The sequence below is a fragment of the Streptomyces flavochromogenes genome (assembly GCF_000717595.1).
Taxonomy (GTDB): Bacteria; Actinomycetota; Actinomycetes; order Streptomycetales; family Streptomycetaceae; genus Streptomyces; species Streptomyces flavochromogenes.
On the sequence record NZ_JNZO01000008.1, the window covers coordinates 241,057 to 267,274 of the forward strand.

A 26,218-nucleotide genomic window follows, 5' to 3' on the forward strand; every position below is an offset into this window, starting at 1 on the left:
CCGAGCGACGAAGGCGAAGGCAGCGGTCCCGGTCCGGCGGGGCCCGGGGCGGTTCGTGCGGGCGCTGGTCACGCTGACGGCCCTCGCGGGCATGGTGGCGTTCGCCGTGGTCCTGGCCAGACTCACCCTTGAGGCCTCGCCGGCATCCGTGCCCCTCACCCACAGCAATCTGACACCGGGCCGGTCGATCGAGAACTACCTCAACCAGCCCGGCTTCGTGGACACCGTCAAGCAGCTCGGGGGGAACATCGCCCTCGGTGTCCCCTTCGGAATCCTGCTGCCGCTCCTGTCGCTCAAGGCGCGCGGATTCCTTCGGGTCGCGCTCATCACCGCGGTGACCATGCTGCTCGTGGAACTGGTGCAGGGCGCGCTCGTCACGGGTCGTGCCTTCGACATCGACGACGTCTTCCTCAACACGACGGGAGCGCTCCTCGGCTACGTGCTCGTCGGCCGTCGGCTGGGTCGTATCGTCCGCCCGCGCACTCGCCCCCGCTGGTGGCAGCGGCGCGCGCACACCCCGTCCCACTGACGCCGTGGCGGGGAGGCGGCGCGGTCGGCGGGCCGTCGTGCCTGGCGGCGCCTTGTACATGTGCGGCTACGTGCGACGCGACCGGCCGCCGTTCCGCATCCACTTGCCGCCGGTCGCCGCGCCGGAGGGCCCCGCGGCCCGCGCCCGTGGAGGTGAGCCGGCCGGCACGTCGGGCCCCACCCGGACCGGCTGCGGATGCGTGCACGGGGGCAGAGTGTCGAGGGCTCGATCTTCCCCGGACCTGTCGGCCGCCCAGAGGCACGTCCAGCACTCGCCGGAGTCCGGGACGTCCTGCATTCCGACGGCCCACCAGAGCCAGTCCCAGCCCGCACGAAGCACCGCGAGCGCGTTGGTCGCTCTCCCGGTTCACCGATGACGCTGATGTGCCGGGACGTGTGAAGCGCGCGAGCCTCATCGCTCGATCCGGGGCGACAGGCCGTTGCGGAGCAGTCGGATCAGAACGGCTCAAAGCTGGGCGTGACCGGGCCGATCTCACCGCGCTCCGCCAGTTCGTTCAGGTCTTCCGGCTCGAGGAACTCCAGGGCGTCCGGGTCTATCCCGTAGTGCGGGTCCACATCGCGCATGCGCTCGGCGAAGGCGAGCACGAAGTCGGAGAACGGTCCGTCGAAGACCTCGGGGTCGACCCCGTCGCTGTTCGTGACGATCTTCCAGCGGTCCGGGTCCGGGTCGCATGGCCAGAAGAAGTGCTCGTCGCCGAAATAGTCGTAACCCCAGGAGATGAGGCCGTCCGGGTCGGGGTGAAACCGGAACGGGTACTCGTCCGAGTCGCGGCGCCATGACCGGCCGAACGTTTCGTGGACCTGCCGCATACGTTCCAGCAGCGGGCTGGGCCCGCTGGGGTGGAAGACGACCAGCTCTCCGCTGATCACTCCGGTGCCGTAGGCGTCGAGGAACGCCTTGAAGTCGCGGGGCAGCGCTGAGCCGATATAGCTCTCCACCTCGGCCCAGTCGTCCGGGGACGACTCCCGGACCGGTGGTGGGCCGAACAACTGCACCAGGTCGCCCACACTCGCCATACGCCCCACCTGCCTGATCGTCGATTCTCAGCGGGCAAACCCAGTCACACGCGGCGGCGAGGATCAAGGGCGGACCCGGGCCGGTGACTGCCTTCCGCCGAGACCTCTCGCCACATTGATCGCTGCGGTACGACCAAGAGGTTACGCATCGCTCACGCCGCCCCGCCACCAAGACCCAGCAGCGGCAGCGGCTCAGCGGTCTGCATCGGGTTTCGCCGGTATCAGCTGTTCGCGGCCTCGAACGTATGCACCGCGGTCCGGAAGGTTCCCTGCGTGGACTGAGCGGGGTTGATCAGCACCACGAAGTCCGGCAGGGCTCCCGGAGCGGGCCGCCCGGCCTCGTCCTGACCGCCGGCTTCGGCCTGCCAGTCGATCAAGTGGACGACCACGGCATGCCGGCCTTCCGGCGTGGGGTGCTCGACGGAGCCGTCCGAGGCGTCTCCGCCGACGTCTTCGATGCCACCCATGAGCGCGCGACCTCGGGAGACGAAGAGGTAGGGCTGGGAAACGATCAGCTGATGGGCTGCCTCCCGTTCGGTCAACCGGGCCGGCGCGGCCTCGGTGCCCGACCGGATCAGAACCCCGAACGCGCCGTCTCCGCCTACGTTGAGCGGGACAAGAGCACCCGCCTGGATGTGCCGGACGATGTCGTCCTCCTCCAGGAGTTCGTCCTCCCAGCTGTCGTCGTCGACGACGGTCTCGAACCGCTGCGGATCCCACAGAGCGAGCATTCCGGCTTCCGTGGCCACCGTCACCGGAACCTCGTCACGGGGCTGCTGAGCAGTCACTCATTCCTCCGGTCGTCTCGCTCGCCGCGTTCGTATCGGCTGCTCCCAGGACAGGACGACGAGCAGCCTCTTGGACAGAGTCTCATCCGACCATCGGTCGACGCGCACCCCCTCCAGGGTTCGTCGCCGCGTCGGTCTCGGCGGCCGTCTCCTCCGCCCAGCGGCGGCTCCAGGCGTCGAGTGGACGGAGCACCTCGACGAGGTTCCGGCCCAGCGGGGTGAGCCGGTACGTGTCGTCGTCCTCCGTGAGCAGCCGGGCCTCGGTCATGCAGGCTCCGCTGCCGTACCTGGAGCAGGGGCGCCCCCGGCGGCAAGCCCGGCCGGGACGCGGTTGAGCCGCTCTCCAGGGCCGTGGACGACGCCCAGACGCAGGATGCCGTCGTCGCCCGCCGCGATGTCGGAGGCCACGCGGGCCGTGTGGTCGGCGGCGGCGAGCACCGCGCGCCTCCGGCAGCATCCGTTCCCCCGCCGCGGAGAGCCGCACGCGCCGGGTCGTGCGATCGAAGAGCACCACGCCCCAAGCGCGCTCCAGCCTGGCGATCTGCTGACCGACTGCCGCCGGCACCATGCCGAGTCGCTCGGCGGCCGGGCCGAAGCCGCCCTCCTCCGGGACGGTCACGAAGGAGCGGAGCCGACTCGGTTCCATGCCATCCCTCCCCGGTGGTTCGTCACGAACAGTGAGCGGGCCAGGAGGGGGAGCGGTCGAATGTGTCACCGCGAAGGTCGTACGAGGGGTCCGGCACCGCCGAGGAGGCCGCCTCGACAGTGCCGATCGCCCGCGGCGGCAGAACCGCCCCCGAGAGCCGGTACGTCGTCAGTACGCCCCGAACGACCAGAAGACGCCCACCTCGTCGTCGGTCACCGCGATCAGACCCAGGTCTTCGAGGAGATCGAGGCCGTTGATGTACTCAGAGGTGAGGAAGCCGTGGGATCGAGTCCCCTGGAGGCCTGCCGCGAGGAAGTCCGGAGCGGGGGCAGAGGCGGCGGCCGTCGCGTTGGTCCAGTAGCGCGCGGCGGGCCCGTACCGGTCGAGCAGGGTCCGGGCATCCGTCAGCACGGCGTTCCGGTCCGGGCGGGAGCGGACGGGGGCGTGTTCCGACTGCCATTCCTCGGCCATGACGGCGAGCGCGGCGACCGCCGCCTCGGCCTCGAGGGCGTACAGGCGACGGCGCAACTCTGCGGAGTCCGGCGGGTCGAAGGGGTACGCGGGCACCGTGTGGCGGGCGGTGTTGGCGCGGTCCCCGTCCAGTCGTACCCAGCCCCGGGGGTCGGGGACCGACCGATGCAGCACGGCGCGGACGTCGTGCGCCCAGTCCTCGTACCGCCGCGGGCCGGTGGCGGCGAAGGTGTACGTGGCGCCGAGCAGCCGCAGCGCCGCCGCGTTCCAGGGACAGCGGCGGGAGCGGAACTCTTCCAGAAGACTGCCGACGCGACGGGCGAAGGCGTCCTTCGGCTCGCTGGGAAGGCGCCGGAGCCGGTCCAGGGCCCAGCGGACCAGCTCGTCCCCTTCCTCCGCGGCAAGGAGGACCGGCCCCTCCAGCAGTGGGGGGTCCGTTCCGTCCCCCAGTGCCTCCAGGTGCGCATCGAGCAGGTCCAGGGCGGGCTGGTCCGCGGATGAGGGCATTGCGTCACTGTAGGCCGTCTCTTCCGGATGCTCTGCGGACGAGAGGGAGCAGCGGTGCCGGCGAAGACCAAGGCCGGGCGGGCGCCGATTCTCGTACGGGCTCATCCGATAGGTCGGATCTTCCGGTGGTCACGCTGGGCGCGGCAGGGCTGAGGTTATGGATGCGTCACCGGAACATCCATGAACATCAACCGCAGGAGCCCCTTCATGCGCCCCATCAGAGCAGTCTGTCTCGGAACGGCCACTGCGCTGGTCGGCCTTCTCGCCGGTGCCCCGGTCGCGGCCGCTGCCGCGACCGACGCCGGTTCGGCCCACGGCAAGGTCATCACACTCACCGGCCGGCTCGCGGAGCAGACGCGCTTCCCCGTCAACCCCGGCGGTGCCCCCGCTCAGGGCGATCGGACCGTCTTCCGTTCGATCCTCTTCGACCAGGAGGGCAAGCAGGTCGGCGAGACCGGCGGTACCTGCGACACCACCCGGGTCGACAACGGCGGAGCGGAGGTGTGCGTCGTGACCTACACCCTTCCGGGCGGCCAGCTCTCGGTGCAGGGGATGGTCTTCGGCATTCTCAACCCGGGCCCTCCCCCTGCGTTCGACAACGGGATCACCGGCGGCACCGGGATCTACGACCGGGCTCGGGGTTCCGTCCACGCCGAAACGATCGCTCCGGGCACGAGGCGCTTCACGATCGACCTCGAATGAAACACGGGTGCCACCAGGTCCGTTCAGGGTGGCACGGTCACTGACACGCCGTGGTGGTGAGCTTGTCTCCTCGCGCGCCTGTGGCCTCCCGTGGGGAGCCGGGAGGCGGGCGCGGCCATCGACTGCCGCGGACGACGCGGAGCACGGCCGGCGGCCGGGTCCGCGGGGGAGCGGTGCGGAGGGCCGCTTGCAGGTCACCCTGCCACCGGGCCGGTCGGGTACGCCAGAGTCGTGCACGAACCGGCCTCCGCCACGGGTGTCAGGGGCGAGCGGCGGTCGTCGGGCCCGTGGTCGTCGTACGAACCGTTCGTGGATGTCACCGCGGGTCTACGAGCGCGGTGAACGTACACACGACGGACGTCCCTGCGGTTGGCGGACTCCATGCCGGGGAGCCGGTGATGAGCCGGCCTCCGCCGGATCCGCCGGTTGGACCCGCTGGCCTGCACTGACGCGCGGTCGATGTTCAAGAGCACCCACTGAGCCCGCCGCGCCAGGGAAATCGCCTCGTCAGCCACCACCATGGCGGGTACGTTCACCCTGTGTGTCTCTACGCCGAGAAGTCCTACAAGCTGCATCACGTGTGCGTGCCCTGCCGCGTCGCGTTCAAGCGACACCCGGGACCCGGCGGGCACCGATGCCCCTGTTGCTCCGGGCCGATGGTCTGTGCCGGCCATGACTTTGCGGCACCGCGGCGCCGGGACGTCAAGGCGTGGACCGTCGTGGGAGTCGTGCTGGACGCCGGGCTGCGCTACGAGGGCCGCGAAACCTGTGGCTGCGGGAAGGACCCCGCGTTTCGACCCCGTACCCGGGCCCAGGTGCGAGAACGCCGCATCGCAGCGGCACGAACCGGGGCACCGCTCGCCGACGTGCTGGGACGCGTGGATCCGCAGAATCCCGCTTGAGCCGCCCGGTGAAGCTGCGCGTCGCATGATCCGCCGTGCCGTTCCGCTCCGGGCCGGCGCCGACCCGGAGACCTCGTCACGACCGGCGCCGCCCCCTTCGCGCGCAGGCCCGAGTATGGGACGGTGAAGACATGCCCATCCCCGTGATCCTCGACTGCGATCCCGGTCATGACGACGCCTTCAACATCCTGCTGGCCGCCGCGCACCCCGCCATCGAGCTGCTCGCCATCACCACCGTCGCGGGCAACCAGACCCTGGAGAAGACCACGCTCAACGCCCGCCGGGTGTGTGCGGTCGCCGGGATCCGGGGCGTACCGATCGCGGCGGGAAGGGAGCGACCGCTCCACGGGCCGATCCGGGTCGCCGAGAACATCCACGGCACCTCCGGCCTGGACGGGCCCGGCTTCGGAGAGAGCGAGCCTGAGGTACCGCAGGACCCGCGTGACGCACTCACCGTCATGCGGGAGACCCTGCTCGCCTCCCCGGCGCCGGTGACGCTGGTGCCGACCGGACCGCTCACCAACATCGCGGTCCTCCTGCTCGCCCACCCCGAGCTCGCGTCGCGGATCGAGCGGATCGTGCTCATGGGCGGCTCGACGGAGCGCGGCAACACCACGCCCGCGGCCGAATTCAACATCCTCTGCGACCCGGAAGCCGCGGACATCGTCTTCCGCAGCGGGCTGCCGGTGACGATGTTCGGTCTCAACGCCACCCACCAGGTGCGGGCCACCCCCGAGGTGGTCGCCCGGATCGCCGGGCTCGGCACCCCGCTGAGCGGGCTCTGCGTCGACCTTCTCACCTACTTCGCGTCCACCTACCGCGAGGTCTACGGCTTCGACGCGCCGCCGCTGCACGACCCGCTCACCGTGGCCCACCTGATCAACCCCTCACTGGTCAGCCTGGTGCGGGCGGCGGTGACGGTGGAGCTGACCGGCACCCACACACGGGGCGCGACGGTGGTGGACCTGCACGGTGTGACCGGCAGGCCGGCCGTCACCGAGGTCGGGATGGAGGTCGACACGGACGGGTTCTGGGAGCTGATCGTGGAGGCCGTGCGGGTGCTTGGCAGCAGGTGAAGGTACGAACCTCTGCGGGCGTTCCGCCGCAGGGCCGTGACCGCTGTACACCCGCCTTCGGACAGGTCGCCGGAGCGAGTCCCGCGGCCCTCTGTCACTTCTGCCGTCGTCGACCGCCCGTACCCCCGGGGACCGTCAACGACGAGCATCCCAACCAGCACGGGCGGTTTGGGGATGGCGCCCACACGGCTCAGCTCACGAGATCGGGCGCACGCAACATCTCGGGCGGGATGCCCCACGCGTCGACGAGGTCGACCGCGAGGGGCCGGACCTTGCGGCAGAGGTCGTTCACCTCACGGCTGATCGCCTTGGAACGCTGCACGGTCAGTCGACCGTGCTCCATGAACCAGGCCCGGTCCGCTTCGATCGTCGACAGGGCGAACAGGTCGCACAGCAATGCCAGCGCGACCTTCTCGTCGCCCTCGGGCATGGCGCGTACCTTGTCGACGAAGGCCTCCGTCACCAGCCGTTCGACGTGGGCGCGGGCGAGCGCGACGACGTGGTCCTGCACCTGTGAGAAGACGACACCGGGATCGCGCTTCTGGTCGATCCCGCGTTTGATCCGGCGGGCCAGGCCGGCCAGCATGTGCTCCTCCCGGAAGCGGACCATGGCGAGCTGGTACTCCGAGTCGAGGAGACCGGCTTCGCGGTCCCACTCGTCGCCGCCGGGCAGCAGGTCGCGTACTCGCTCGAGCATCTTGTGTACGGAGGCCCGCTCGAGGAGCGTCTCGAGAGCGAGGCCGGTGACGTAGCGGACCATGCCGGCCTGGTCGAGGTCCTCGAACGCGCTCGCCTGATCGGTGAGCAGTCCCTTGGCGACGAGCTGCAGCAGGACGTGGTTGTCGCCCTCGAAGGTGGTGAAGACATCGCTGTCGCCCTTGAGCGCGGCGAACCGGTTGACGGTGAGATAGCCGGCGCCGCCGCACGCCTCGCGGCACTCCTGGACGACCCGGGTGGCGTGCCAGGTGGCGAGCGCCTTCATGCCCGCGGCCCGCGACTCGAGCCGACGCCGCGCCCCCGCGTCGTCCGCGATGCCGGAGAACACGTCGTGCAGGTGCGAGCGGACGACGTCCTGCGCGAAGTGCAGCGCGTAGGTCCGGGCGATCAGCGGCAACAACCGGCGCTGATGCAGGCCGTAATCGAGCAGCACCTGCTCCTCGGCGTCAGGGGCCGCCTCGAACTGCCGCCGCCGTACGGCGTACTTGGTGGCGACCGCCAGGGCGACCTTGGAGACGCTGATTCCGGCGCCGCCGACGCTGACCCTGCCCTGCACGAGCGTGCCGAGCATGGTGAAGAACCGCCGGTGGGGGTTGTCGATCGAGCTCTCGTAGACGCCTTCCGGGCTGACGTCGGCGAACCTGTCGAGCAGCGCCTCGCGCGGCACCCGCACCTCGTCGAACCAGATGCGGCCGTTGTCCACGCCGTTGAGCCCCATCTTGCGGCCGTCGTCCTCGATGCGGACGCCTGGCGCCGGTGCGCCGCCGACCCGGACGGGCACGACGAAGGCGTGCACGCCGTGGGACTTCCCGGCCACTTCCAGCTGGGCGAAGACGACCGCCAGTTCTGCGTGGCGGGCCGCGTTGCCGATGTAGTCCTTACGCGCCTGATCATCGGGGGTGGTGAGGACGAACTCCTGATGTGCGGCGTCGTACCGTGCGACGGTGCCGAGGGCCTGGACGTTGGAGCCGTGCCCTGTCTCGGTCATCGCGAAGCAGCCCATCAGCTCGCCGCTGATCAGGCCCGGCAGATAGGCGTCGTGGTGGCGTTCGGTGCCGAGATGCAGGATCGCGCCGCCGAAGAGACCGAACTGCACACCGACCTTCACCAGGACCGACAGGTCACCGAAGGCCAGCGTCTCGAACGCGGCGATCGAGGCCCCGACGTCGCCGCCACCGCCGTACGCGGCCGGGAAACCCATGCCGGTCTGGCCCGTCGCGGCCATCCCGACCACGACCTCACGCACCCGATCGCGGAACGCGTCGATGTCGAGTTCCTCAGCCTCTTCGAAGAGGGAGGCGTACGTCGTCAGGTTGGTCCGGACGAGGTCGCGGATCTCGGCGTACTCGCCGTCGAGCACCGCGGACAGTGCCCGGACGTCGATGTCGGGCTGTACGTAGCCGGTCGTCGCGGTGGTGGATGTGTTGTCGTGGGCCATGCGGCTTGGCTACCCCGCCGCGGAAGGATCAACCAGCCCGTCGATCTCCGCCCGGCCACGGCCGACGTGCTCACCAGGGCCCGAATGCGCCCGGCTGCCACGTCCCGGTTCCCGACCTCGCCCCTGAGGATGCCCGCGGAAATCGTCGGCCCCTCGTTCCCTCAGGAGCCGGTCAGCGCCGTTACGCACGCCGTTGCGCGGCGGCGGTCGGGAGGCGTTCGACGACCTCGTCGCCCAGGCGTTCGAACTCGGCCCTGAGGAAGGGTGTGGCGAGCCTCGCCAGCCCCTTGAACCGCAGTGACGCCCGGTAGGTCAACCGGGTGAGCGAGGCGGACTCGGCCTTGAAACCAAGGTCGTCCGTTGCGGTGACCGTCTTGTTCTCCCCGACGAACATCAGACGGGAGGGCTCGCGCGTCACCAGCCGGTACTCGAGACGGGTGGTGCGGCCACGAAAGCGCGAGGTGTTGCGCCACCGCGCCCCGGGCAGCACCGGCCCCTCGTCCAGACGTACACAGCGCACGGTCCCGGGATCCCACTCCTCCGTGCGGCTGAAGTCCTCCAGATACGTGACGAGCTCGTCGAGCGGCAGCCCGACGACGAAGCTCCGTTCCACCGTGATCACCGTGCCGACCTCCGTCTTCTCCTGACCGGACGAGCGCTTGCGGCGCAAACCCGCCTCGATTGACTTCCCGGTCCGGGGCAGCGACGGATGCACCCCTGTCGATCGTGCGCCGAGCCGAGAAGCCTCGGAGGTCAAGATCGGGCGCCGTCTCTCCTGTCGGCCAGGACCTCTCGCGCGGCCCGGGTGCCCGAGGCGAGAGCGCCTTGAAGGGAACCCGTGGCGCGGTGGTCACCGCATACGTACCGGCCCGGTGCGACGCGAGTGGTCAGCGACAGGGGGTGGGGGGCGGGCATCGCGGGCAGGGCGTCATGAACGGTGACCCGGTGGACGAGGTCCCACGAGCCCGCGTCCGTGTCGTACACCTCGCTCAGAGCACGTACGACGGCGGTCACGGCCTGGTCATCGGGCGCACCGAGGATCGAGGTGGACACCAGTGCCCTGCCGTCGGGGGAGTAGTGAGGGTGGACGGCGGTGAGGACGCAGCTGTTGAGGAACCGGCGTTGTGAGTCGATGACGAGGACGGGCTCGGACAGGGGCGGATCTGCGGGTGCGTGGTAGAGCGTGGTGACGGTCCGTCCCCGCGGTACGGCGAGCCCCGGAAGGAGTTCGGCGGCGGCCCGTTGTCCGGTCGCGACGACGACGACGGGGGAGCGGACCTCGGCGCCGTCGGTGAGCGTCACCCCATGCGGATTGAGGGCGGCCACGGGGGTCTCGGTCCGCAGCACGTCCGGGGGAAGTCGGGAGGCCAGTTGAGCGGGGACGGCACCGATGCCGTCGGCGGGGAGGCACAGCGTGCCGCGCAGCATGGTGCGCCACACGAGATGGAAGAAGCGGGCCGACGTCTCCAGGTCGTCCTCGAGGAAGACTCCGGAGAGGAAGGGCCGGAAGAACGTCTCCACGAAGTCGGCGGACACCCCGGCGTCGGCCAGGGCTGTGAGGGTCGTGCCGTCGGGGCGCGCACGCAGCCGGGCGGCCGGTGCGAGCACGTCATGTGCCGTCAGCGCACCGAGGGCAAGCAGGTCACGGCCGGATGCCAGCCGTCCGGGCAGGAGGTCACCGCTCTCGCGGAAGCGCCGACTGGGATCGGTGAACCGGCGCATCCCGTCCTCGGTGTACACGAGGACGCCGGGCGTGAACGGCCGCAGCCGCAGCGCCCGCAGGTCGAGGCGGCGCTTCACTTGCGGGTACGCCGTGTTGAAGACCTGGAATCCTCGATCGACGGTGAAACCCGCGACCCGGTCGGTACGCATCCGCCCGCCCACGGTGTCGTCGGCTTCCAGCAGCCGCACACGCAACCCGCCGGCGGACAGGTCCGTAGCGCAGGCGAGCCCGGCGGCCCCGGCGCCGACGACCGTCACGTCGTAGGGCTTGTCGTCCGTCGTCGCCATGCCGACCGTCACTCCTCGTCCCTCGTCCCTCGTCCCTCGTCCCGGGTTCCGCCGGCCGTCCAGGACCGTCCCGGGGCCCGCCACGTTACGCGGGGAGGGCCGCCGCCGAACCGGGGCGCGCCGCACCGACCGCTGTCGTCGGAGAGGTCCTCGCGCCGGTCCGCCGGGTCCGTCAGTGCAGGTCGAGTCGCATCAGGACCCGGGGGTGACCGGCCAGCACCGAAGTGGTGTCGGCGGCGTGGGTGAACCCGGCGCGTTCGAAGTTCTTCCGGATCCCGGCGTACGCCATCGTCATGTCGACCCTGGCGTCGCCGTTGTCGACCGGGTACGCCTCGATCGCCGGTGCGCCGTGGCTGCGGGCGAACTCGACCGCGCCGGCGATCAGGGCGTGCGAGATTCCCTTCTTGCGATGCCCGGGGCGCACGCGGATGCACCACAGCGACCAGACCGGCAGCTCGTCGACGTGCGGGATCTTGCGGCTGTGCGCGAAGGAGGTGGCCGAGCGCGGTGCCACGGCGGCCCATCCGACCGGTTCGTCACCGTCGTAGGCGAGCACCCCCGGAGGGGTTGCCGCCCGGCACAGCTCGGCCACGTACTCACCGCGGGCGGGTCCACGGAGCTCGTTGTTGAGCTTGGACGGGATCCGGTAGCTCAGGCACCAGCACACGTTGGCCCCGGGCGACTTCGGGCCGACCAGGGTGCGTACATCCTCGAAGACCGAAGCCGGGCGAACCACGATGGTCATGGCACCACGATGTCACGCAGACGGTTCCCCTGGGGCCGTGCCGGTCACCCACGAGATTCAGCGACAGATATTACTGTCGACACTCTCTCTCGACAGCTAAACTTGTCGCATGACTGATGTGAGTGCAGTTCCGACGCCCGACAGGAACGACGAGAACTTCTGGACCGCCGCCTCGGCCCTGGTGGAGCCCGCCTGGAGCGAACCCGCCCAGAGCGACACCTTCACCATGGACGAGAGCGTCCACGATGCCGTGCGCGCCCTGGCCGAACGGATCTCGACCCGCGCACTGGCCTACCGCGCCGCCGGCAAGCCCCTCGACCCCGTCCTCATGGCGTCGCCCGATGTGCAGCTGGCGCTTCTGCGCGCCCTGTACGAAGCCAAGCTTTCCGTCGAACGGCTGGCGGAGAGCGCCGCCACCGTCGCCGGCCGCAGCGGAGCGAACTACGCCCAGCTCGGCGCTGCCTGGGGCGGCATCAAGCGCCAGTCCGCCCGCCTCAAGTGGCCCCACGCCGTCGTCAGGCGAACGGCCAGCGAGTCCATCCCCCTCCACTACGCGGGTGGCACCGCCGTGGTGCACCACGATGCCGAGACCGACGCCTGGTGGTACGCCGCCACCGCCGCGGACCATCAGGAGACGGAGTCCGAACCCGTCCACCGCACGTATGCCGAGGCCATCGCCGGAGCGACCGAGTACCTCCTCGCCCACTCCCTGCCCGGCGGGCAGACACCCGTGTGAGACGCGGCGAAGCGGGGGAGGAGCCGACTCTGATGACCACCGGGGTGCTCACCTGGCCGCGGTTGTTCTGCGGGGCAGACGCATGCCGAGGCCGATGACGTCGATGGTCGGAGCAGTCGATGCGTTCGGTCAGGCGGCCGCGGGTCCCGTGCCGGCCGCGGCGGTATCGGTGCGCACGTCGCCACGGGCGGTCACGACCCGGGCGTTGCCCACGGACAGTGCGTAGCCGAGACCCACCACGGCGACCTCCCCCGACGCGACCTGCTCGGAGAGGAGCCGGGACCGTTCGAGTATCAGATCCACGGTGTGCCGGATGTGCTCGTCGATGATGTCGCCGTCCGCCGTCAGTCCGGCGGCCCGGGCCGCAAGGATGCTCGGCGTCACCCGCTCCACCACGTCACGGACGAATCCGCCGGCGGAGAAGCCGTCCTCCACGGCAGCGCGGGCGGCGGCGACCGCACCGCACGAGTCGTGGCCGAGAACGACGATCAGCCTCGCACCGAGCACGCTCGTCGCGTACTCCACGCTCCCCAGTACCTCCGTCCCCAGGACGTGGCCGGCGGTCCGTACGACGAACAGGTCGCCGAGTCCCTGGTCGAAGATGATCTCGGCGGCGAGCCGTGAATCGGAGCATCCGAGGATCACGGCGAAGGGATCCTGGCCGGGGGCCAGCTCGGTACGGCGGGCGGCGTCCTGGTTGGGATGCAGGGGTACGCCCGACACGAAGCGCGTGTTACCGGCGAGGAGGGCGTCAAGGGCCACGGCAGGAGAGGTTCTCGGCATGGGGCCACTCTATGATCCGGCAGTCAGGCCCGCCTCGGCGGATGCCCCCTTCGGGACTCGCCTCTCCCGTCTCCCGGAGCGATGCCGCGACCGAGACCGTCCGGCCCCCGTTCGGCTGCGGCAGCGTCACCGCCCTCGGTGCACGACGAGCTCGGCTGCGTGGATGGTGCGAACACGTCGTCGTCGCGGCGATGCGTCTCCTTGCTGTCAGGACGGGGCGTCGGGCCGTGTACCTCGCGATCCAACCGTTCGGCGACACTCCATCGCGTAGTGGTGTCGGACACGGTGGAGCGCTCTACGCGCGTTGAATTCGATGGCGGCATAGGGGAAAGCACCAGGTCCCGCTGCTGCCATTGGAGAAGTTTCCACAATCTCCGAGCAAGGGGCGCCATGCGTGCCGAGCCGGGAGAGGATGCCGGACGCACTGTCCAGAGAAATCAAGAGGAACGATCCGTGCGACCAAGACTCACCGGTGCGACCGCCTCCGTGGCCGCACTCGGCCTACTGGGCTCATTCGTTACCGCCTGCGGCTCGTCAGAAAGCGGTGACGGGACGACGTTGCGCTTGGTGGCGGCCGAGTACGGCAACAGCCCGGAGACCAGCTCCAAGGCGTACTGGGACGGACTGACCGCTGATTTCGTCGCCGCGCACCCCGGTAGGAAAGTCGAGGTGACGCTCTACCCGTGGGCCGACGTCGACCGCGAGGTCACCCGTCTCGTCGAGGAAGGCAATGCCCCGGACGTGGCGCTGATGGGCGCGTACTCCGACTTCGCCGCGCAGGGCCGGCTTTATGCCGCGAGCGAGTTGCTGCCGGTGAGGGTGGAATCGAATTTCCTGCCACCGCTGGTGGAGGCGGGCTCGGTCGACCACACACTCTACGGCTTGCCTTTCGTGGCGAGCAGTCGGCTTCTCTTCTACAACGAGGAGCTGTTCGACAAGGCCGGAGCGAAACCGCCGAAGACGTGGACCGATCTGGCAGAGGCGGCCAAGGCCCTGAAGAAGGAGGGTGTGCTCTGCCCGTACGCCCTGCCGCTCGGCCCCGAGGAGGCCCACGCCGAGGCCCTGATCTGGGAACTGAGCAACGGCGGAGGGTACGCCGGTGACACCGGCGGATACGACATCGCGTCCGAGCGGAACACACAGACCTTCCGGTGGATCAAGAACAACCTCGTCGAGCCCGGCCTGACCGGCCCGGTCCCGCCGGCCAACTTCAACCGGAAGGATGCCTTCGCCGCTTTTCTGCGAGGCGATGTCGGCATGCTCAACGGCTACCCCTCGCTTCTCCACGAGGCCAGGGCGAAGGGCATGAAGGTCGGCACGCTGAGAATGCCGGTGTCGGACACACGTCAAGACGCCCAGCCTGCCGCGTCCGCGGGCGTCGCCGACTGGATGATGGCTTTCAAGCGCGACGGCAATCGCGAACTGGTCGGGAGTTTTCTGGAATTCGTCTACGAGGACAAGAACCTGAACGCGTTCGCCGGCCGCTACCATCTGCTGCCCTCGACGGTGTCCGCGAGCCTGGCGTCAAAGGACGCGGCGGACCCCAGCAACGAGCAGTTCCTGGATGCCCTGAGCGGTGCCGAGCTCTACCCGGTCAACGAACCGTCGTGGCTGCAGGTGAGCAACACCATCAAGCGGAACATCGGCCAAGCCGTCGCACCGTCGGCCGATCCGGGAATCGTTCTGGAAGGAATCGCCGACGAGGTTCGGGACATAGTGGACGAGTCGTGAGAGACGGGTTTCCTGAAAGGGGGGAAGCTCTCGGGGCGGCGGGGCGGGAAGGTGCTGCCGTCGCCGATCCCGATCACGGTGGCGGCCCCGACGCCGACTTCGGAATCGAGGCCGAGGCGTGCGGTGGCGAGGGAGGAGCCTTTCAGTCCTGCGCGGATCCCTTGCTGTCCCGGACCGCTGACAGCGGTTCGGCGATGTCCTCCAGCGACCGGCGCTCAGCGTTCACCGCGAGGAAGGCCGCCACGATTCCCGCCGCACACATCAGCCCGGCGCCGATCTGGAAGGCCAGCACTGTGTCCCCGACCACGCCCGACTCGGTCAGCTCGGCGAAGACCAGCGGGCCGCTGATACCGCCGGCCGCTGTTCCCAGCGCGTAGAAGAACGCGATGGCCATGGCGCGGGTCTCCATCGGGAAGATCTCGGAGACGGTCAGGTAAGCGCTGGAGGCGCCCGTCGAAGCGAAGAACAATACGACGCACCAGCAGGCCGTCAGAGTCGCGGCCGACAGCGATCCACGGCCGAAGAGCCAGGCTGTGCCGAAGAGTAGCACGCCCGACAGCAGGTACGTGCCCGCGATCATGATCCGGCGACCTACGGTGTCGAAGAGCCGGCCGAGGAGCAGCGGTCCCAGGAAGTTGCCCGCTGCGATCACCGCGAAGTAATAACCGGTGCTGCCGGTGGGAACGTCGAAGAAGGTGATGAGGATGGTGCCGAAGCCGAAGGTGATCGCGTTGTAGAGGAAGGCCTGTCCGATGAACAGGGACAGCCCGAGGACGGCCCGGCGCGGATAGCGGCCGAAGACGGTCGTTGCGATCGTGCCGAAGCCGATGCTCTTGCGCTGTTCGATGGTGATCTCGCCGGCAGGCGGCGGCAGCTCCGTGCCCTTCTCCTTCTCGATCTCCCGCTCCACGGAGGTGACCAGCTCCTCGGCCTCCTCGCTGTGGCCGTGGATGAACTGCCAGCGGGGACTCTCCGGAACATGTCGGCGCACCAGCAGGATGACCAGACCCAGCACGACGCCTAGGGCGAAGCTGAGCCGCCAGCCGAGGTCCTTCGGGAAGATGTCGGTGTCGAGCATGACGATCGACAGCAGGGCGCCGCCGATGGCGCCCAGCCAGTAGCTGCCGTTGATGATCAGGTCGACGCGTCCCCGGTAGAGGGACGGGATCAGCTCGTCGATCGCGGAGTTGATCGCCGCGTACTCGCCGCCGATGCCGAAGCCGGTGAGGAAGCGGAAGAGGAAGAACCACCACGACTCGAAGGACAGGGCCGTCATCGCCGTGGCGCCCAGATAGACCGCCAGAGTGATCATGAAGAGCTTCTTGCGGCCGTAGCGGTCGGTCAGCCACCCGAAGAACAGGGCGCCCAGGCAGGCTCCTGCCACATACAGGGCGGCGGCCACGCCCGTCACCTGGGCCGCGGTGATGTCCAGGCCGCTGCCTTCCTCGGCCAGCCGGCCGGCGACGTTGCCGACGATGGTGACCTCGAGACCGTCGAGAATCCAGACGGTGCCCAGTCCGATGACGATCATCCAGTGCCACCGGGACCAGGGAAGCCGGTCGAGCCGCGCCGGAACGGCGGTGGTGACCGTGCCCGTCCCGGAGCCTGCTGAAGAAGACGTCGGACGCATGGTTCTCCTCTCTGTACCCGCGCGGGTGTCCCCGTCGCGAGCGGTCATCCGTCGGCGCGGGTGGTCCGACGCGACTCCCACCGGTCACGCAGGGCGAGACGGCGTCGGCGGTCACTGCGCTCTCGAACCCGCCGGTCCAGCTCCTCCATCAGCCGGTGGCCCCGGTGCTCCGGGTCGAGCTCGTCGAGGATCCGGTCGACCTCGGTGAGCAGCGCCCCGTACAGCTGCCAGCGACCGGGGTCGGCGAGGGCGAGGGCGAGGAGCCGGTCGGCGGCGTGGTCTCTGCAGACCCTGGCCGCCCGCAGCTCGCCCGCGAGCCGGGTCTCCGCGGCCTCGGCGTCCTCACTGCCGGGTGCGGTGACCAGGACGGCGAAGCTGACGATGGCGTCGGCGGTGTACTGGGCGGTCTCCCGGATGGACAGGGCGGCCGGTTCGGGCAGCAGCTGGTGCCCGCCGCGGTGTTTCGCCAGGTCGGTGAGGGTGCGGGCGAGGACGCGCAGGACGACTGCGCAGATCTCCAGGGTGTCGAGGCCGGTCCGCAGCACCACCCGGTGCAGGAGGCCTTCCTTGACACGGGGGTTGAGGCGCAGGCTGTCCTCGGCGGTGCGCAGGGCCCCGTCGACGTCGGCGACGTCGTTGTCGAGGCGGCGGGCCTCGTGGAGCCGGGTGGCGGCCTGCTCGACAGGGGGTGCGCCGGTGAACTCGTCCGCCACGTCGAGGAGCAGCAGCCGCATCCGTCGGGCGAGGTCCTCGATGGAGTCGCCTGCGGTGTCCACCCAGACGGGCGGGGCGAGAAGCAGGTTGAAGAGCATGCCCACGACGGCGCCGATGAGGGTCTCCAGGACGCGGTCCCAGGCGGTGTCGGAGACCTGGGTGACGCCGAGGACGAGCATGGCGCTGATGGCGACCTCGGGGATGAACTCCTCGACCCGGACGAGCCGGCCGACGAGCAGCGACGCGAGGATGACGAGGGCGAGACTCCACCAGGAGAGGCCGACGACGGCGCTGAACGCGATGGCGATCAGCACGCCGACGACGACCGAGTTCACCCGGCGCAGGCTGGTGGTCACGGTGGAGTAGAGCGTGACCTGGACGACGAGGAGGGCGGTGAGGGGGGCGGTGAGGGGGGCCGGTTCGCTGCTGAGCTGGAGGGCGACGACGTAGCTGAGGGTGGCAGCCGCCGCGGACCGCACCGTCTGGACGGCGAAGGGGTCGCGCCGGAGGCGCGCGAACAGCCCGCCGACCCGGTCGTGCCGTCCTTCGCCGCGTGCCACGCCCCACCTCGTCCCGTCGCCGCCCCGCAGAGCTCTCTGGACAACCCGCCTGCCCGGACGACCCCAGGCTCATGCACGGGTACGCCCGGGCGGCCGAGGGATCACCCCCCGCCGGCTCCGGCCGTCAGCGTGGCGGCCGTCCCACCGGGCGGCGTCGCGGTATGGCAGACACAGAACGAACAGGACCTCGAAACGGACAGGACCTCGATCAGGAGGCCCGCCGGGCTGGAAACGCCGGCGGTGCGCCGGCCGACCGGGTTCGGGGCGTCTGCCGGGTACGGGCCAGGGCCCCGGAAGGGTCGGTTCCCACGTAGCCACGGCGCGGAGCCCGGGATGAGCGACGGCCCGCAGCCCGGTCGATTTCCGGCGAAGCGATCAGGCCGCGTCGGGTGTCTGGCGGCTCATCCGTTCCTGCATGTGGCCGAAGAACTCCTCGGGTGGCGTCATTCCCGCCGAGACTCTGACGAACTCATCGGATGCCGAGGGGTCCTGGGACACGGCCAGGAGCATCTGTCGCATCTCGGGGGGCGGCGGTTCCATCGTCGCGAACTGGGCTGTGAACTCGTACATGCTCATGACCTCGGCGTCCCTGGCCTCCTGGGAATCCCGCATCGCTTCGTCGAGGGACCGGCGGTCGGCGAGTACGTCGTCGAGTGCGCGGGCGCATCGCTCCGCGTCCCGGAAGGAGTCCTGGATGCCCTGGGCGGTGATGGGGTCCTTGAGGTATCCGGCGTCACCGACGAGGACCCAGCCGGGGCCGTACGGTTTGCGGAAGTAGTTGGGGACGGCCGTGCCGACGAATCGTTCGGTCCGGGTGGCCTTCGCGATCCGTTCGGCGAAGGCCGGCGCACGGGCCAGCGTGGCGTGGTAATTGCCTTCGATGTCGCTGCGGTTGCCCTCGAAGTCACGCATGGGCCAGCCGCTGACGACCATCGTCAGGTCGTCGTTGGTGGGCCACGCGGCGAAGGCGCAGTCGCCGCGGTCGTACGCCTCGTACGTTCCGTGCATGGGCAGTCCGGCCCAGTACGCGTAGTAGTAGGCGTTGATCTTCGGCTTCTCCGCGTAGCAGGCGGCACCGGTCGCCCTGGCGACGGACGAGTGAAGTCCGTCCGCGCCCACGGTGACCCGGGCGTGATCGACGGAGGTGTCGCCGCCCTTGCTGTGGCCCTTGATTCCGGTCACCGTAGGACCGTCGAACAGGAGTTCCTCGACGGTGAACCCCTCGCGCACCTCGGCACCGGCTTCGGCGGCGGCGTCGACGAGAATCTTGTCGAGGGCCGTGCGTCGCGGTGCGTAAGAGGCGTCCAAGCCCTCTCCGGCCGGAGAGCCGACGATGGCGAACGGCCCGAGGTCGAACGCGTAGGTGTCGATGGGGGGACATCCGGTCGCCACGACCTGCTCCAGCAGTCCCCATCGGCTCAGCGCGGCCAGTCCCGGCGGATGGATCAGATGAGTGGAGATCGTGTCGCTCGGGAAAGTCGCCCGGTCGACCAGGAGAACCCGGTGACCCAGACGAGCCAGAAGCATCGCCGTCGGCGCGCCCGCACAGCGTGCCCCGACGACGATCACGTCGTGGTGGTGGTTTCCGTCGCCGGATGGGCCGGCCGTGCCGCTCATGGATCTCACCTGCCGATCGGAGCATCGCACGAAGGGCGGGCGGCTGGACGAGGGAACCGACGCCAGTCATCGCCGCTGCGCGGTGCGTGTCCTCTTCCACGCTAGAACACCTTCCCGCTGCAGTCTCGGCAGAGCGGCGTCGTGAGGGGTGGCGGAAGCGCCGAACCGAGTCCTTGGTCGCGGCGGCGCGTTTGCGGCGGCTACGCCGGCGACGCGGCCACCATCGCTCTGACCCGCCGCGGACCCGCGGTTCCGCTGTAGGCACTCGTACCCCCCTCCCCGTACACGATCACCGGTCCCGCGAGGGCGAGCCGCACTCTGCTCTCCGCCATCACGGCCGTAGGATTTCCGTCATCCCGGTGGGCCTTCCGCTCGGAGGTCCGATCGCGTGGAATGGCCGCAGAAGGAGCAGTTCGCGCGCAGAAGGCGGGGCACGTGGTGAGAAATCGGTGGCGGGCGGGGGCTGCGGTGTCGGCCGCGGCCGTCATGGTGGCCGGGCTGGTGTGGTTCAAGCCGTGGGCGCTGTGGGTGGACGAGACGGTGAACGAGGCGCTGCCGACCGTCTCCGCGACCTCGCTCTCCCGGACTCCGAGCGTGACACCGTCCGCCACGGCGACGACCGCGCCCACCGGTCCCACGACTGTGGTTCAGGGCACCTTCATCAGCCACGAGCACACGACCACCGGGACGGTGAAGCTCATCCGGCTGCCGGACGGCTCGCACGTGGTGCGCTTGGAGAACCTGGACACGAGCAGCGGACCCGATCTGCGCGTCTGGCTGACCGACGCCCCCGTCAGGGAGGGGACGGCGGGCTGGCGCGTCTTCGATGACGGGACGTACGTCAGTCTGGGCAAGCTGAAGGGCAACAAGGGCGATCAGAACTACGCCGTACCCGCCGACACCGACCTCGCCGGCCTCACCAGTGTCGCCATCTGGTGCGACCGCTTCGATGTCTCCTTCGGCGCCGCCGAGCTCGCCTGACCGGAGCCCACTCAGGCGTGCCGAGCAAGACGGGGATGCCGACGGGGCGGCCTTGCGAGGAGATCGCCGTCATCGGTGCCGGAGTCTTCCACCACCCACCCCTCAGCCCCGAGGTGAACGACATCGTGAGGGACGTGGTGCTCGGCGAAGCCCTGTGCGGTGAGCGCGGGCGGCAGCCCGACCACGCCCGCCCCGCCCCGACACTCCGTACGGAATGTCTCCTCCTGTGGTGAGTGGGGGGCACGGGTGGCGAGGCGGGCGTGGGTGTGTCCGGGCGTGCGGGGCCGCTTCCTGGTTACAGAGTGTGGGTCAGGCGGTCGGTGAGCAGCCGGGTGAAGCGGGCCGGGTCGGGCAGGTCGCCGCCTTCGGCGAGCAGCGCGCTGCCGTACACCAGCTCGGCGATCTCCGCCAGGGCGGGGTCGTCCGCGTGGTTGTCGTGGGCCGTGCGCAGGGCGGTGATCAGCGGGTGCGCGGGGTTGAGTTCCAGGATCCTCTTGACGGTGGGCAGTTGCTGTCCCATGGCCCGGTACATCTTCTCCAGGGTCGGCGTCACGTCGTGGGCGTCGCCGACGATGCATGCTGCCGAGGTCGTCAGGCGTGACGACAGGCGCACCTGCTTGACCTGCTCGGACAGCGTGGTGGTCAGCCACGGCAGGAGGGCGGCGAAGTCCTGCTCGCGCTGGGCCTTCTCGGCGTCGGTGTCCTGGTCGCCGTCGGCCGAGGCGTCGAGGTCGACCTGGCCCTTGGCGACGGACTGAAGACGGTGGCCGTCGAACGCCGGGACCCGGTCCACCCACACCTCGTCGACGGGGTCGGTGAGGATCAGGACCTCGTACCCCTTGGCGGCGAAGGCTTCCATGTGGGGGGAGTTCTCCACCATCGCGCGGGTCTCGCCGGTCAGGTAGTAGATGGCCTCCTGTCCGTCCTTCATGCGCTCGACGTATTCGCGCAGCGTGGTGGTCTTCTCCGGGTCGTGCGTGGAGGCGGCCGACACCAGTTCGAGCAGGGCCTCGGTGTTGTCCGTGTCCTCGACCAGGCCTTCCTTCAGAGCCCGGCCGAACTGCGCCCACACCTTCGCGTAGCGCTCGGCGTCCTTGGCCTGCATGGTCTTGAGGGCGCCGAGGACCTTCTTGACCAGGCGACGACGCACGCCGCGGATCTGACGGTCGTGCTGGAGGATCTCGCGGGAGACGTTCAACGACAGGTCGTGGGCGTCCACGACACCCTTGACGAAGCGCAGGTAGTCGGGCATGAGCGCTTCGCAGTCGTCCATGATGAACACCCGCTTGACGTACAGCTGCACGCCGCGCCTGGTCTCGCGGGAGAACAGGTCGAAGGGTGCCTGCGAGGGGATGAACAGCAGCGCCTCGTACTCGAAGGTGCCTTCGGCGCGCATGTGGATCGTCTCGGCGGGCGCCAGCCAGTCGTGGCTGATCTGCTGGTAGAACTCGTTGTACTCGTCCTCGGTCACCTCGGCGCGCGGCCTGGCCCACAGCGCCTTCATCGAATTGAGCGTGTCGACCTCGTGGGTGGTCTCGCCCTCGGCGTCGGTACGCTCGGTGGCCATTCGGACAGGCCAGCGGATGAAGTCCGAGTACTGCTTGACGATCTGACGGATCTTCGACTCGGACAGGTAGTCGGCAAGCCCGTCCTCGCTGTCGGCGGGCTTGAGGTGCAGCGTGACCGAGGTGCCCACGGGCAGGTTGTCGACGGTCTGGACGGTGTAGGAGCCCTCGCCGTCGGACTCCCACTCGGTACCGGAGTCGGTACCCGCCCGCCGGGTGCGCAGGGTGACCTTGTCGGCAACCATGAACGCGGAGTAGAAGCCCACGCCGAACTGCCCGATCAGGCTCTCGGCGGTGGCGGCGTCCTTGGACTCCTTGATCTTCTCCAGCAGGCCGGCCGTGCCGGACTTGGCGATGGTGCCGATCAGCTCCACGAGATCGTCCCGGGTCATGCCGATCCCGTTGTCACGGACGGTCAAGGTGCGGGCGTCCTTGTCGACCTCCAACGCGATGTGCAGGCCGGTGGTGTCGATGTCGACGAGGCTGGAGTCGGTCAGTGATTCCAGCCGCAGCTTGTCCAGTGCGTCCGAGGCGTTCGAGATCAGCTCGCGCAGGAAGATGTCCTTGTTCGAGTAGATCGAGTGAATGACCAGTCGGAGCAACTGGCGTGTCTCAGCCTGGAATTCCAGCGTCTCGACACTGCTACCCATGGGGGGCCCTTTCTGTGGGAACGTCATGAACGGTCAGGTATGGCGTCGATGTGAGTCGTTGCCTGCCGCCGGCGTGCTTCGCGGCGGCCGGGATCGCACCGGCATTCTGTGACTCTCCGTGCGAGGAGTCAGTCATCGTCAGCCGCCGTCGCCGTGAGCTGGTCGTCGAGGGCGTCGAGGCGGGTGACGAGGTCGGCGTGGTGCGTATCGAGGTAGGGGCGCATGTCCGTCAAGGGAGCGATGAGCTCGGCGGCATCCGTGGCGCCGAGGGCGGCATGCAGGGCGGCCTGAGCTGAGCGTGCTTCGGGCGCGAGATGGGCGAGCGCGGTGATCTGCCCGGCGAGGCGGCGCAGGTCGGCGGCGTTGGCGCGGGCCCACGTGGATGTGGCGCGTTCGGCGGCCCTGGCCTGGCGGGTGGCCGTCACGCGCTGCTCGCCGGTGGCGCCGACGGCGCCGGGGCGGCCCCGCAGATATCGGCGTTCGGCGGCCTGACGGCTGGAGACTCCGAGGGGGCGGGCGAGGTCGGCCCAGCTGGCGCCCGCCTCGCGGGCGGTCTCGATCAGCCCGGTCTCCCAGCCGGCGAGCTGCTCGCGCACCTGCCGCAGCAGCATGAGGGAAGCCAGCGCCTGCTCAGGACCGGGGCCGGTGGCGTCGGAAGTCTCGTGCTGGGCATCGCGCATGGCGTCGTCGATGGCGGCAAGGGCCGCCGCGGCGGCGAGAAAGGACGCCGGGCCGTGGGCGCCGGTGCCGGTCGTGGACGGCTGGTCGGCTGCGGTCACGGGCACCTCCTTCGACTGTCATCATATCGACGACATTGTAACCTGTCATCCATCAGATGACAGGCATTGGAGCGCCTCGGCAGCAACCGGCCGAACCTGCTGCAGGTGTCACGACGCCGGCCCCGACGTGGTCACTCGCATCGGCCACCAGTTGCCCGGTTCTCCGTAAGGGCCTGGGCGCGGTCCGGCGGCCCCGGCCGGCGCTCGATGCCGATCGCCGGACCGCATGCGATCCAGCCCCGGCGTGCCACGGCCGATCGCCTCGCCACGCGCTGGAAGTCCTCCGCGCCCCTGGGCATTGGGCACAGCCGGACAGCCGGACAGCCGGACAGCCGGACAGCCGGACAGCCGGACAGCCGGACAGCCGGACAGTCGGTCGGCCGGACAGTCGGTCGGCCGGTCGGCCGGTCAACCGGTCAGCCGGCGTGGCGGGAGCGCGTCAGAGCGAGGCCGCCGAGGGCTGTGCTGATCAACCCCAGCAGCAAGGCCACGTAGGCGCCCCCCAGCCCGTTCCCGGTGCCGAGACCACCCTCGGCGGTGGCCGCGACCAGCCCGCCGAGGGCCATGGCGATCAGCCCCGCCGTCATGGCCGTGCGCGACCGGCGGGCAGTGGCGAGGGGACCGGCAGGCCGTACCAGCGCAACCACGGCGATGACCACGCCGACCAGCCCCAGCAGCCCGCCCGTGGTGGCCCCCAGTCGCCCGAGGCTGAAGTCGTAGACACCGGCGGCGACGGCGACCGGCTGGACGGAGGCGTGGGCTGCTGCCGGCACGGCAAGACCGAGACCGAGACCGAGACCTCCGAGCAGGGCGGCCGAGGCGGCGACGAACAGGCGACGAGCGGACATCGAGGTGCTCCTTCTCTTCCCACGACTGGATGTGTTCCGAGCATGTCGGGCGGCCTGCGGAAGGTCGTCCAGCAGACGCAGGCATCTCGCGCTACCGCGGAAGCGGCAGGAGCCGCGAAGGTACTGCGTACGTGGTAGTCGGCCGCTCGTCCCGGCGCGGGATTCGCCCGCGGCGGCATCCGGCTACGGTTCGCGCATGAGCAAAGGACGGTTCGGCGTTCGCGCCGGGGTCAGAGACTGCCTGACCGCCGGCGGTGTGGCGGCGGCGCTGATGGTCACCGGGATGTCCTCGCACCACTCCTTCACGGGCCTCGACGTCCTCGGATTCGCCCTGCTGGCGGGCGGCGGCCTGGCGCTGGCTGCCGGCCGCCGGGCTCCGGTTCCCGTACTGGCCGTCAGTGGGCTGTGCGCGGTGGGGTACCAGGCCGCCGGGTTCGACGTGCCCGCCGTCGCGTTCCTCTTCGCGGTGTACGCGGCGATGCGGGCGGGACACCGCCTCGTCACGGTGGTGACGAGCGTGGCCGTACTGGCGGCTCTTCCGCTCGCGGCCCTGGCCTCGGGCCTGCACGACACGGGAGAGGCGTTCGCCCAGGCCCGAGGTGCCCTTGAGATCGCCTGGCTGATCGCCGCCGGCGCCGCGGGCGAAGCGCTGCGGCAGGCCGAGCGGCGAGCGGACGAAGCCGAGCGCACCCGCGAGGAGACAGCGCGGCGCCGCGCCGACGAGGAGCGGCTGCACATCGCGAGGGAGCTGCACGATTCGCTCACCCATCAGATCTCGGTCATCAAGGTGCAGTCCGAAGTCGCCGTCCACGTGGCCCGCAAGCGGGGCGAGCAGGTGCCGGAGGCCCTGTTGGCGATCCGGGAGGCGGGACGAGAGGCGGCGAGGGAGCTGCGCGCGACCCTGGAGGTGCTGCGCGACGACGACACGACCCCGCCGCCCGGGCTCGGGCATGTCCCTGAGCTGGTGGAGCGGGCCGGGAGGAGCGGACTCGCGGCGACGCTGACGATCGAGGGGCAGCGGCACGACGTACCGGCGGCGGTGGGCCGGACCGTCTACCGAATCGTTCAGGAGTCGCTCACCAACATCGCCCGTCACGCGGACGCCACCCAGGCATCCGTCCGCATCGCCTACCGCCCGGACATGGTCGCCCTGCAGGTGGACGACGACGGCAAGGCCACGCCGGACACCGCCCCGCCGCCCGGCATGGGACTGCTCGGGATGCGAGAACGCGTCACCGCTCTCGGAGGTCGGTTCCAGGCAGCGCCGCGCGGCGACGGCGGCTTCACCGTCCAGGCCGAGCTCCCCGTGGAACGGGCCTCGTGATCCGTGTCCTGCTGGTCGACGACCAGCCGCTCATCCGCAGCGGATTCCGCGCACTCCTCGACCTCGAGGACGACATCGAGGTGGTGGCCGAGGCCGCCAACGGCGAGGAGGGCCTGGAACGTGCCAAGGAACACCTGCCCGACATCGTGCTCGTCGACGTCCAGATGCCGGTCATGGACGGCATCGAGGCAACCCGCCGCATCGCCGCGGACCCGGCCCTGGCCGCGGTACGAGTGGTCATCCTGACCAACTACGGCCTGGACGAGTACGTCTTCAACGCGCTCCGCGCAGGCGCCGCCGGATTCCTCGTCAAGGACATCGTGCCCGAGGACTTCCTGCACGCCGTACGCGTCGCCGCGCGTGGGGACGCCCTGCTCGCACCCTCGATCACCCGCAAGCTGATCGACCGGTACGTCACCCAGCCGCTCCCCACCGACGCCGGCACAGCGCTGGAAGGGCTGACCGGTCGCGAACGCGAGGCCGTCGTCCTGGTCGCGAAGGGCTTGTCCAACGACGAGATCGCGGACCGCATGGTGATCAGCCCGCTGACCGCGAAAACCCACATCAACCGCGCCATGACCAAACTCCACGCGCGTGACCGGGCCCAACTCGTCGTTCTCGCCTACGAATCGGGACTGGTGACGCCGCGCAACTCGTGACAGCCGCGGTCGTCCACTCTGCCAAAGGGGAGTGTCATGTCCAGGGGGCAGCCCCGTCACCGCCGCGAGCGCG

General features: G+C 70.1%; 25 protein-coding genes and 1 pseudogene. 9 read left to right on the plus strand and 17 right to left on the minus strand.

Features of this window, described 5'->3' with window-relative positions:
- The first annotated feature begins 55 nt into the window (after window positions 1–55).
- The gene (locus IF00_RS0112130) at window positions 56–529 is read left to right on the plus strand and encodes a VanZ family protein (protein ID WP_342451038.1); all 474 of its coding nucleotides are present in this window, start codon (window positions 56–58) and stop codon (window positions 527–529) included.
- Between the two features lie 455 nt (window positions 530–984).
- Here the strand turns inward: IF00_RS0112130 and IF00_RS0112135 are convergent, their stop codons facing one another.
- The 6 genes and pseudogenes from IF00_RS0112135 to IF00_RS0112150 form a co-directional block, all read right to left on the minus strand.
- Complete coding sequence (locus tag IF00_RS0112135; RefSeq protein WP_030317275.1) at window positions 985–1,566, minus strand: SMI1/KNR4 family protein; 582 nt, start codon at window positions 1,564–1,566, stop codon at window positions 985–987.
- Between the two features lie 221 nt (window positions 1,567–1,787).
- Entirely contained in the window at window positions 1,788–2,354 is a 567-nt protein-coding gene (locus IF00_RS0112140) for a hypothetical protein (RefSeq protein WP_158710448.1), read from the minus strand.
- 82 nt (window positions 2,355–2,436) lie between these two features.
- On the minus strand, window positions 2,437–2,622 hold the full coding sequence (locus IF00_RS46855) for a hypothetical protein (RefSeq protein WP_037638007.1): 186 nt from the start codon (window positions 2,620–2,622) through the stop codon (window positions 2,437–2,439).
- On the minus strand, window positions 2,619–2,792 hold the full coding sequence (locus tag IF00_RS46860) for a hypothetical protein (RefSeq protein WP_245234505.1): 174 nt from the start codon (window positions 2,790–2,792) through the stop codon (window positions 2,619–2,621). The genes IF00_RS46855 and IF00_RS46860 overlap by 4 nt, the downstream gene beginning before the upstream one ends.
- 34 nt (window positions 2,793–2,826) lie before the next feature.
- A pseudogene (locus IF00_RS46865) lies at window positions 2,827–3,000 on the minus strand (helix-turn-helix domain-containing protein); the annotation flags it as partial.
- Window positions 3,001–3,168: 168 nt separating this feature from the next.
- The gene (locus IF00_RS0112150) at window positions 3,169–3,978 is read right to left on the minus strand and encodes a hypothetical protein (RefSeq protein ID WP_030317279.1); all 810 of its coding nucleotides are present in this window, start codon (window positions 3,976–3,978) and stop codon (window positions 3,169–3,171) included.
- Window positions 3,979–4,185: 207 nt separating this feature from the next.
- Here IF00_RS0112150 and IF00_RS0112155 point away from each other — a divergent pair, with 207 nt between their 5' ends.
- Window positions 4,186–4,680 (plus strand): allene oxide cyclase barrel-like domain-containing protein, encoded by a 495-nt coding sequence (locus IF00_RS0112155; RefSeq protein WP_245234497.1) that lies wholly within the window; start codon window positions 4,186–4,188, stop codon window positions 4,678–4,680.
- A 1,033-nt stretch (window positions 4,681–5,713) separates the two neighbouring features.
- The gene (locus IF00_RS0112160) at window positions 5,714–6,658 is read left to right on the plus strand and encodes a nucleoside hydrolase (protein ID WP_030317283.1); all 945 of its coding nucleotides are present in this window, start codon (window positions 5,714–5,716) and stop codon (window positions 6,656–6,658) included.
- Between the two features lie 190 nt (window positions 6,659–6,848).
- On the opposite strand, the gene IF00_RS0112165 is transcribed toward IF00_RS0112160, so the two are convergent.
- The 4 genes from IF00_RS0112165 to IF00_RS0112180 form a co-directional block, all read right to left on the minus strand.
- Window positions 6,849–8,813 (minus strand): acyl-CoA dehydrogenase family protein, encoded by a 1,965-nt coding sequence (locus IF00_RS0112165; protein WP_030317285.1) that lies wholly within the window; start codon window positions 8,811–8,813, stop codon window positions 6,849–6,851.
- Window positions 8,814–8,994: 181 nt separating this feature from the next.
- On the minus strand, window positions 8,995–9,435 hold the full coding sequence (locus tag IF00_RS0112170; RefSeq protein WP_030317287.1) for an SRPBCC family protein: 441 nt from the start codon (window positions 9,433–9,435) through the stop codon (window positions 8,995–8,997).
- Between the two features lie 131 nt (window positions 9,436–9,566).
- Complete coding sequence (locus IF00_RS0112175) at window positions 9,567–10,823, minus strand: NAD(P)/FAD-dependent oxidoreductase (protein WP_030317291.1); 1,257 nt, start codon at window positions 10,821–10,823, stop codon at window positions 9,567–9,569.
- Window positions 10,824–10,995: 172 nt separating this feature from the next.
- Window positions 10,996–11,568: a GNAT family N-acetyltransferase gene (locus IF00_RS0112180; protein WP_030317296.1), complete on the minus strand. Its 573-nt coding sequence runs from the start codon at window positions 11,566–11,568 to the stop codon at window positions 10,996–10,998.
- Between the two features lie 109 nt (window positions 11,569–11,677).
- Here IF00_RS0112180 and IF00_RS0112185 point away from each other — a divergent pair, with 109 nt between their 5' ends.
- Window positions 11,678–12,304: a hypothetical protein gene (locus IF00_RS0112185; RefSeq protein WP_030317298.1), complete on the plus strand. Its 627-nt coding sequence runs from the start codon at window positions 11,678–11,680 to the stop codon at window positions 12,302–12,304.
- 129 nt (window positions 12,305–12,433) lie between these two features.
- On the opposite strand, the gene IF00_RS0112190 is transcribed toward IF00_RS0112185, so the two are convergent.
- Window positions 12,434–13,087 carry a carbonic anhydrase gene (locus IF00_RS0112190; RefSeq protein ID WP_030317300.1) on the minus strand — a complete coding sequence of 218 codons (654 nt, stop codon included), beginning with the start codon at window positions 13,085–13,087 and terminating at the stop codon, window positions 12,434–12,436.
- A gap of 567 nt (window positions 13,088–13,654) precedes the next feature.
- On the opposite strand from IF00_RS0112190, the gene IF00_RS0112195 reads away from it, so the two are divergent.
- Entirely contained in the window at window positions 13,655–14,818 is a 1,164-nt protein-coding gene (locus IF00_RS0112195) for an extracellular solute-binding protein (RefSeq protein ID WP_245234499.1), read from the plus strand.
- 142 nt (window positions 14,819–14,960) lie between these two features.
- Here IF00_RS0112195 and IF00_RS0112200 read toward each other — a convergent pair whose 3' ends face one another.
- The 3 genes from IF00_RS0112200 to IF00_RS0112210 form a co-directional block, all read right to left on the minus strand.
- Window positions 14,961–16,448 carry an MFS transporter gene (locus IF00_RS0112200; protein ID WP_030317303.1) on the minus strand — a complete coding sequence of 496 codons (1,488 nt, stop codon included), beginning with the start codon at window positions 16,446–16,448 and terminating at the stop codon, window positions 14,961–14,963.
- Window positions 16,449–16,492: 44 nt separating this feature from the next.
- The gene (locus IF00_RS0112205; RefSeq protein ID WP_037638011.1) at window positions 16,493–17,722 is read right to left on the minus strand and encodes an FUSC family protein; all 1,230 of its coding nucleotides are present in this window, start codon (window positions 17,720–17,722) and stop codon (window positions 16,493–16,495) included.
- 375 nt (window positions 17,723–18,097) lie between these two features.
- Window positions 18,098–19,339: an NAD(P)/FAD-dependent oxidoreductase gene (locus IF00_RS0112210; RefSeq protein ID WP_051820133.1), complete on the minus strand. Its 1,242-nt coding sequence runs from the start codon at window positions 19,337–19,339 to the stop codon at window positions 18,098–18,100.
- 486 nt (window positions 19,340–19,825) lie between these two features.
- Between IF00_RS0112210 and IF00_RS0112215 the strand changes: the two genes are divergently transcribed.
- Together IF00_RS0112215 and IF00_RS0112220 are read left to right on the plus strand one after the other, a co-directional pair.
- Window positions 19,826–20,320, plus strand: a complete 495-nt coding sequence (locus IF00_RS0112215) for a DM13 domain-containing protein (protein ID WP_051820182.1) — start codon at window positions 19,826–19,828, stop codon at window positions 20,318–20,320.
- 17 nt (window positions 20,321–20,337) lie between these two features.
- Complete coding sequence (locus IF00_RS0112220) at window positions 20,338–20,553, plus strand: hypothetical protein (RefSeq protein WP_030317310.1); 216 nt, start codon at window positions 20,338–20,340, stop codon at window positions 20,551–20,553.
- A gap of 62 nt (window positions 20,554–20,615) precedes the next feature.
- On the opposite strand, the gene htpG is transcribed toward IF00_RS0112220, so the two are convergent.
- The 3 genes from htpG to IF00_RS0112235 form a co-directional block, all read right to left on the minus strand.
- Window positions 20,616–22,535 carry a molecular chaperone HtpG gene (gene htpG / locus IF00_RS0112225; RefSeq protein ID WP_030317311.1) on the minus strand — a complete coding sequence of 640 codons (1,920 nt, stop codon included), beginning with the start codon at window positions 22,533–22,535 and terminating at the stop codon, window positions 20,616–20,618.
- A 128-nt stretch (window positions 22,536–22,663) separates the two neighbouring features.
- Entirely contained in the window at window positions 22,664–23,314 is a 651-nt protein-coding gene (locus IF00_RS0112230; RefSeq protein ID WP_037638016.1) for a hypothetical protein, read from the minus strand.
- A 416-nt stretch (window positions 23,315–23,730) separates the two neighbouring features.
- Window positions 23,731–24,162, minus strand: a complete 432-nt coding sequence (locus IF00_RS0112235; RefSeq protein WP_030317313.1) for a DUF6223 family protein — start codon at window positions 24,160–24,162, stop codon at window positions 23,731–23,733.
- Between the two features lie 196 nt (window positions 24,163–24,358).
- Here IF00_RS0112235 and IF00_RS0112240 point away from each other — a divergent pair, with 196 nt between their 5' ends.
- Both IF00_RS0112240 and IF00_RS0112245 read left to right on the plus strand, forming a co-directional pair.
- Window positions 24,359–25,486 carry a sensor histidine kinase gene (locus IF00_RS0112240; RefSeq protein WP_030317314.1) on the plus strand — a complete coding sequence of 376 codons (1,128 nt, stop codon included), beginning with the start codon at window positions 24,359–24,361 and terminating at the stop codon, window positions 25,484–25,486.
- Window positions 25,483–26,145: a response regulator gene (locus IF00_RS0112245; protein ID WP_030317316.1), complete on the plus strand. Its 663-nt coding sequence runs from the start codon at window positions 25,483–25,485 to the stop codon at window positions 26,143–26,145. Before IF00_RS0112240 ends, IF00_RS0112245 begins: the two co-directional genes overlap by 4 nt.
- Window positions 26,146–26,218: the final 73 nt, after the last annotated feature.

What these genes read in the sequence shown, in the direction of transcription:
- IF00_RS0112155 (WP_245234497.1), top strand. Translation starts at nt 4,186, where the DNA reads ATGCGCCCCATCAGAGCAGTCTGTCTCGGAACGGCCACTGCGCTGGTC.
- IF00_RS0112135 (WP_030317275.1), bottom strand. Translation starts at nt 1,566, where the DNA reads ATGGCGAGTGTGGGCGACCTGGTGCAGTTGTTCGGCCCACCACCGGTC.
- IF00_RS0112150 (WP_030317279.1), bottom strand. Translation starts at nt 3,978, where the DNA reads ATGCCCTCATCCGCGGACCAGCCCGCCCTGGACCTGCTCGATGCGCAC.
- IF00_RS0112175 (WP_030317291.1), bottom strand. Translation starts at nt 10,823, where the DNA reads ATGGCGACGACGGACGACAAGCCCTACGACGTGACGGTCGTCGGCGCC.
- IF00_RS0112240 (WP_030317314.1), top strand. Translation starts at nt 24,359, where the DNA reads ATGAGCAAAGGACGGTTCGGCGTTCGCGCCGGGGTCAGAGACTGCCTG.
- IF00_RS0112180 (WP_030317296.1), bottom strand. Translation starts at nt 11,568, where the DNA reads ATGACCATCGTGGTTCGCCCGGCTTCGGTCTTCGAGGATGTACGCACC.
- IF00_RS0112215 (WP_051820182.1), top strand. Translation starts at nt 19,826, where the DNA reads ATGGTGGCCGGGCTGGTGTGGTTCAAGCCGTGGGCGCTGTGGGTGGAC.
- IF00_RS0112185 (WP_030317298.1), top strand. Translation starts at nt 11,678, where the DNA reads ATGACTGATGTGAGTGCAGTTCCGACGCCCGACAGGAACGACGAGAAC.
- IF00_RS0112160 (WP_030317283.1), top strand. Translation starts at nt 5,714, where the DNA reads ATGCCCATCCCCGTGATCCTCGACTGCGATCCCGGTCATGACGACGCC.
- IF00_RS0112190 (WP_030317300.1), bottom strand. Translation starts at nt 13,087, where the DNA reads ATGCCGAGAACCTCTCCTGCCGTGGCCCTTGACGCCCTCCTCGCCGGT.
- IF00_RS0112165 (WP_030317285.1), bottom strand. Translation starts at nt 8,813, where the DNA reads ATGGCCCACGACAACACATCCACCACCGCGACGACCGGCTACGTACAG.
- IF00_RS0112235 (WP_030317313.1), bottom strand. Translation starts at nt 24,162, where the DNA reads ATGTCCGCTCGTCGCCTGTTCGTCGCCGCCTCGGCCGCCCTGCTCGGA.
- IF00_RS0112200 (WP_030317303.1), bottom strand. Translation starts at nt 16,448, where the DNA reads ATGCGTCCGACGTCTTCTTCAGCAGGCTCCGGGACGGGCACGGTCACC.
- IF00_RS46855 (WP_037638007.1), bottom strand. Translation starts at nt 2,622, where the DNA reads ATGACCGAGGCCCGGCTGCTCACGGAGGACGACGACACGTACCGGCTC.
- IF00_RS0112210 (WP_051820133.1), bottom strand. Translation starts at nt 19,339, where the DNA reads ATGAGCGGCACGGCCGGCCCATCCGGCGACGGAAACCACCACCACGAC.
- htpG (WP_030317311.1), bottom strand. Translation starts at nt 22,535, where the DNA reads ATGGGTAGCAGTGTCGAGACGCTGGAATTCCAGGCTGAGACACGCCAG.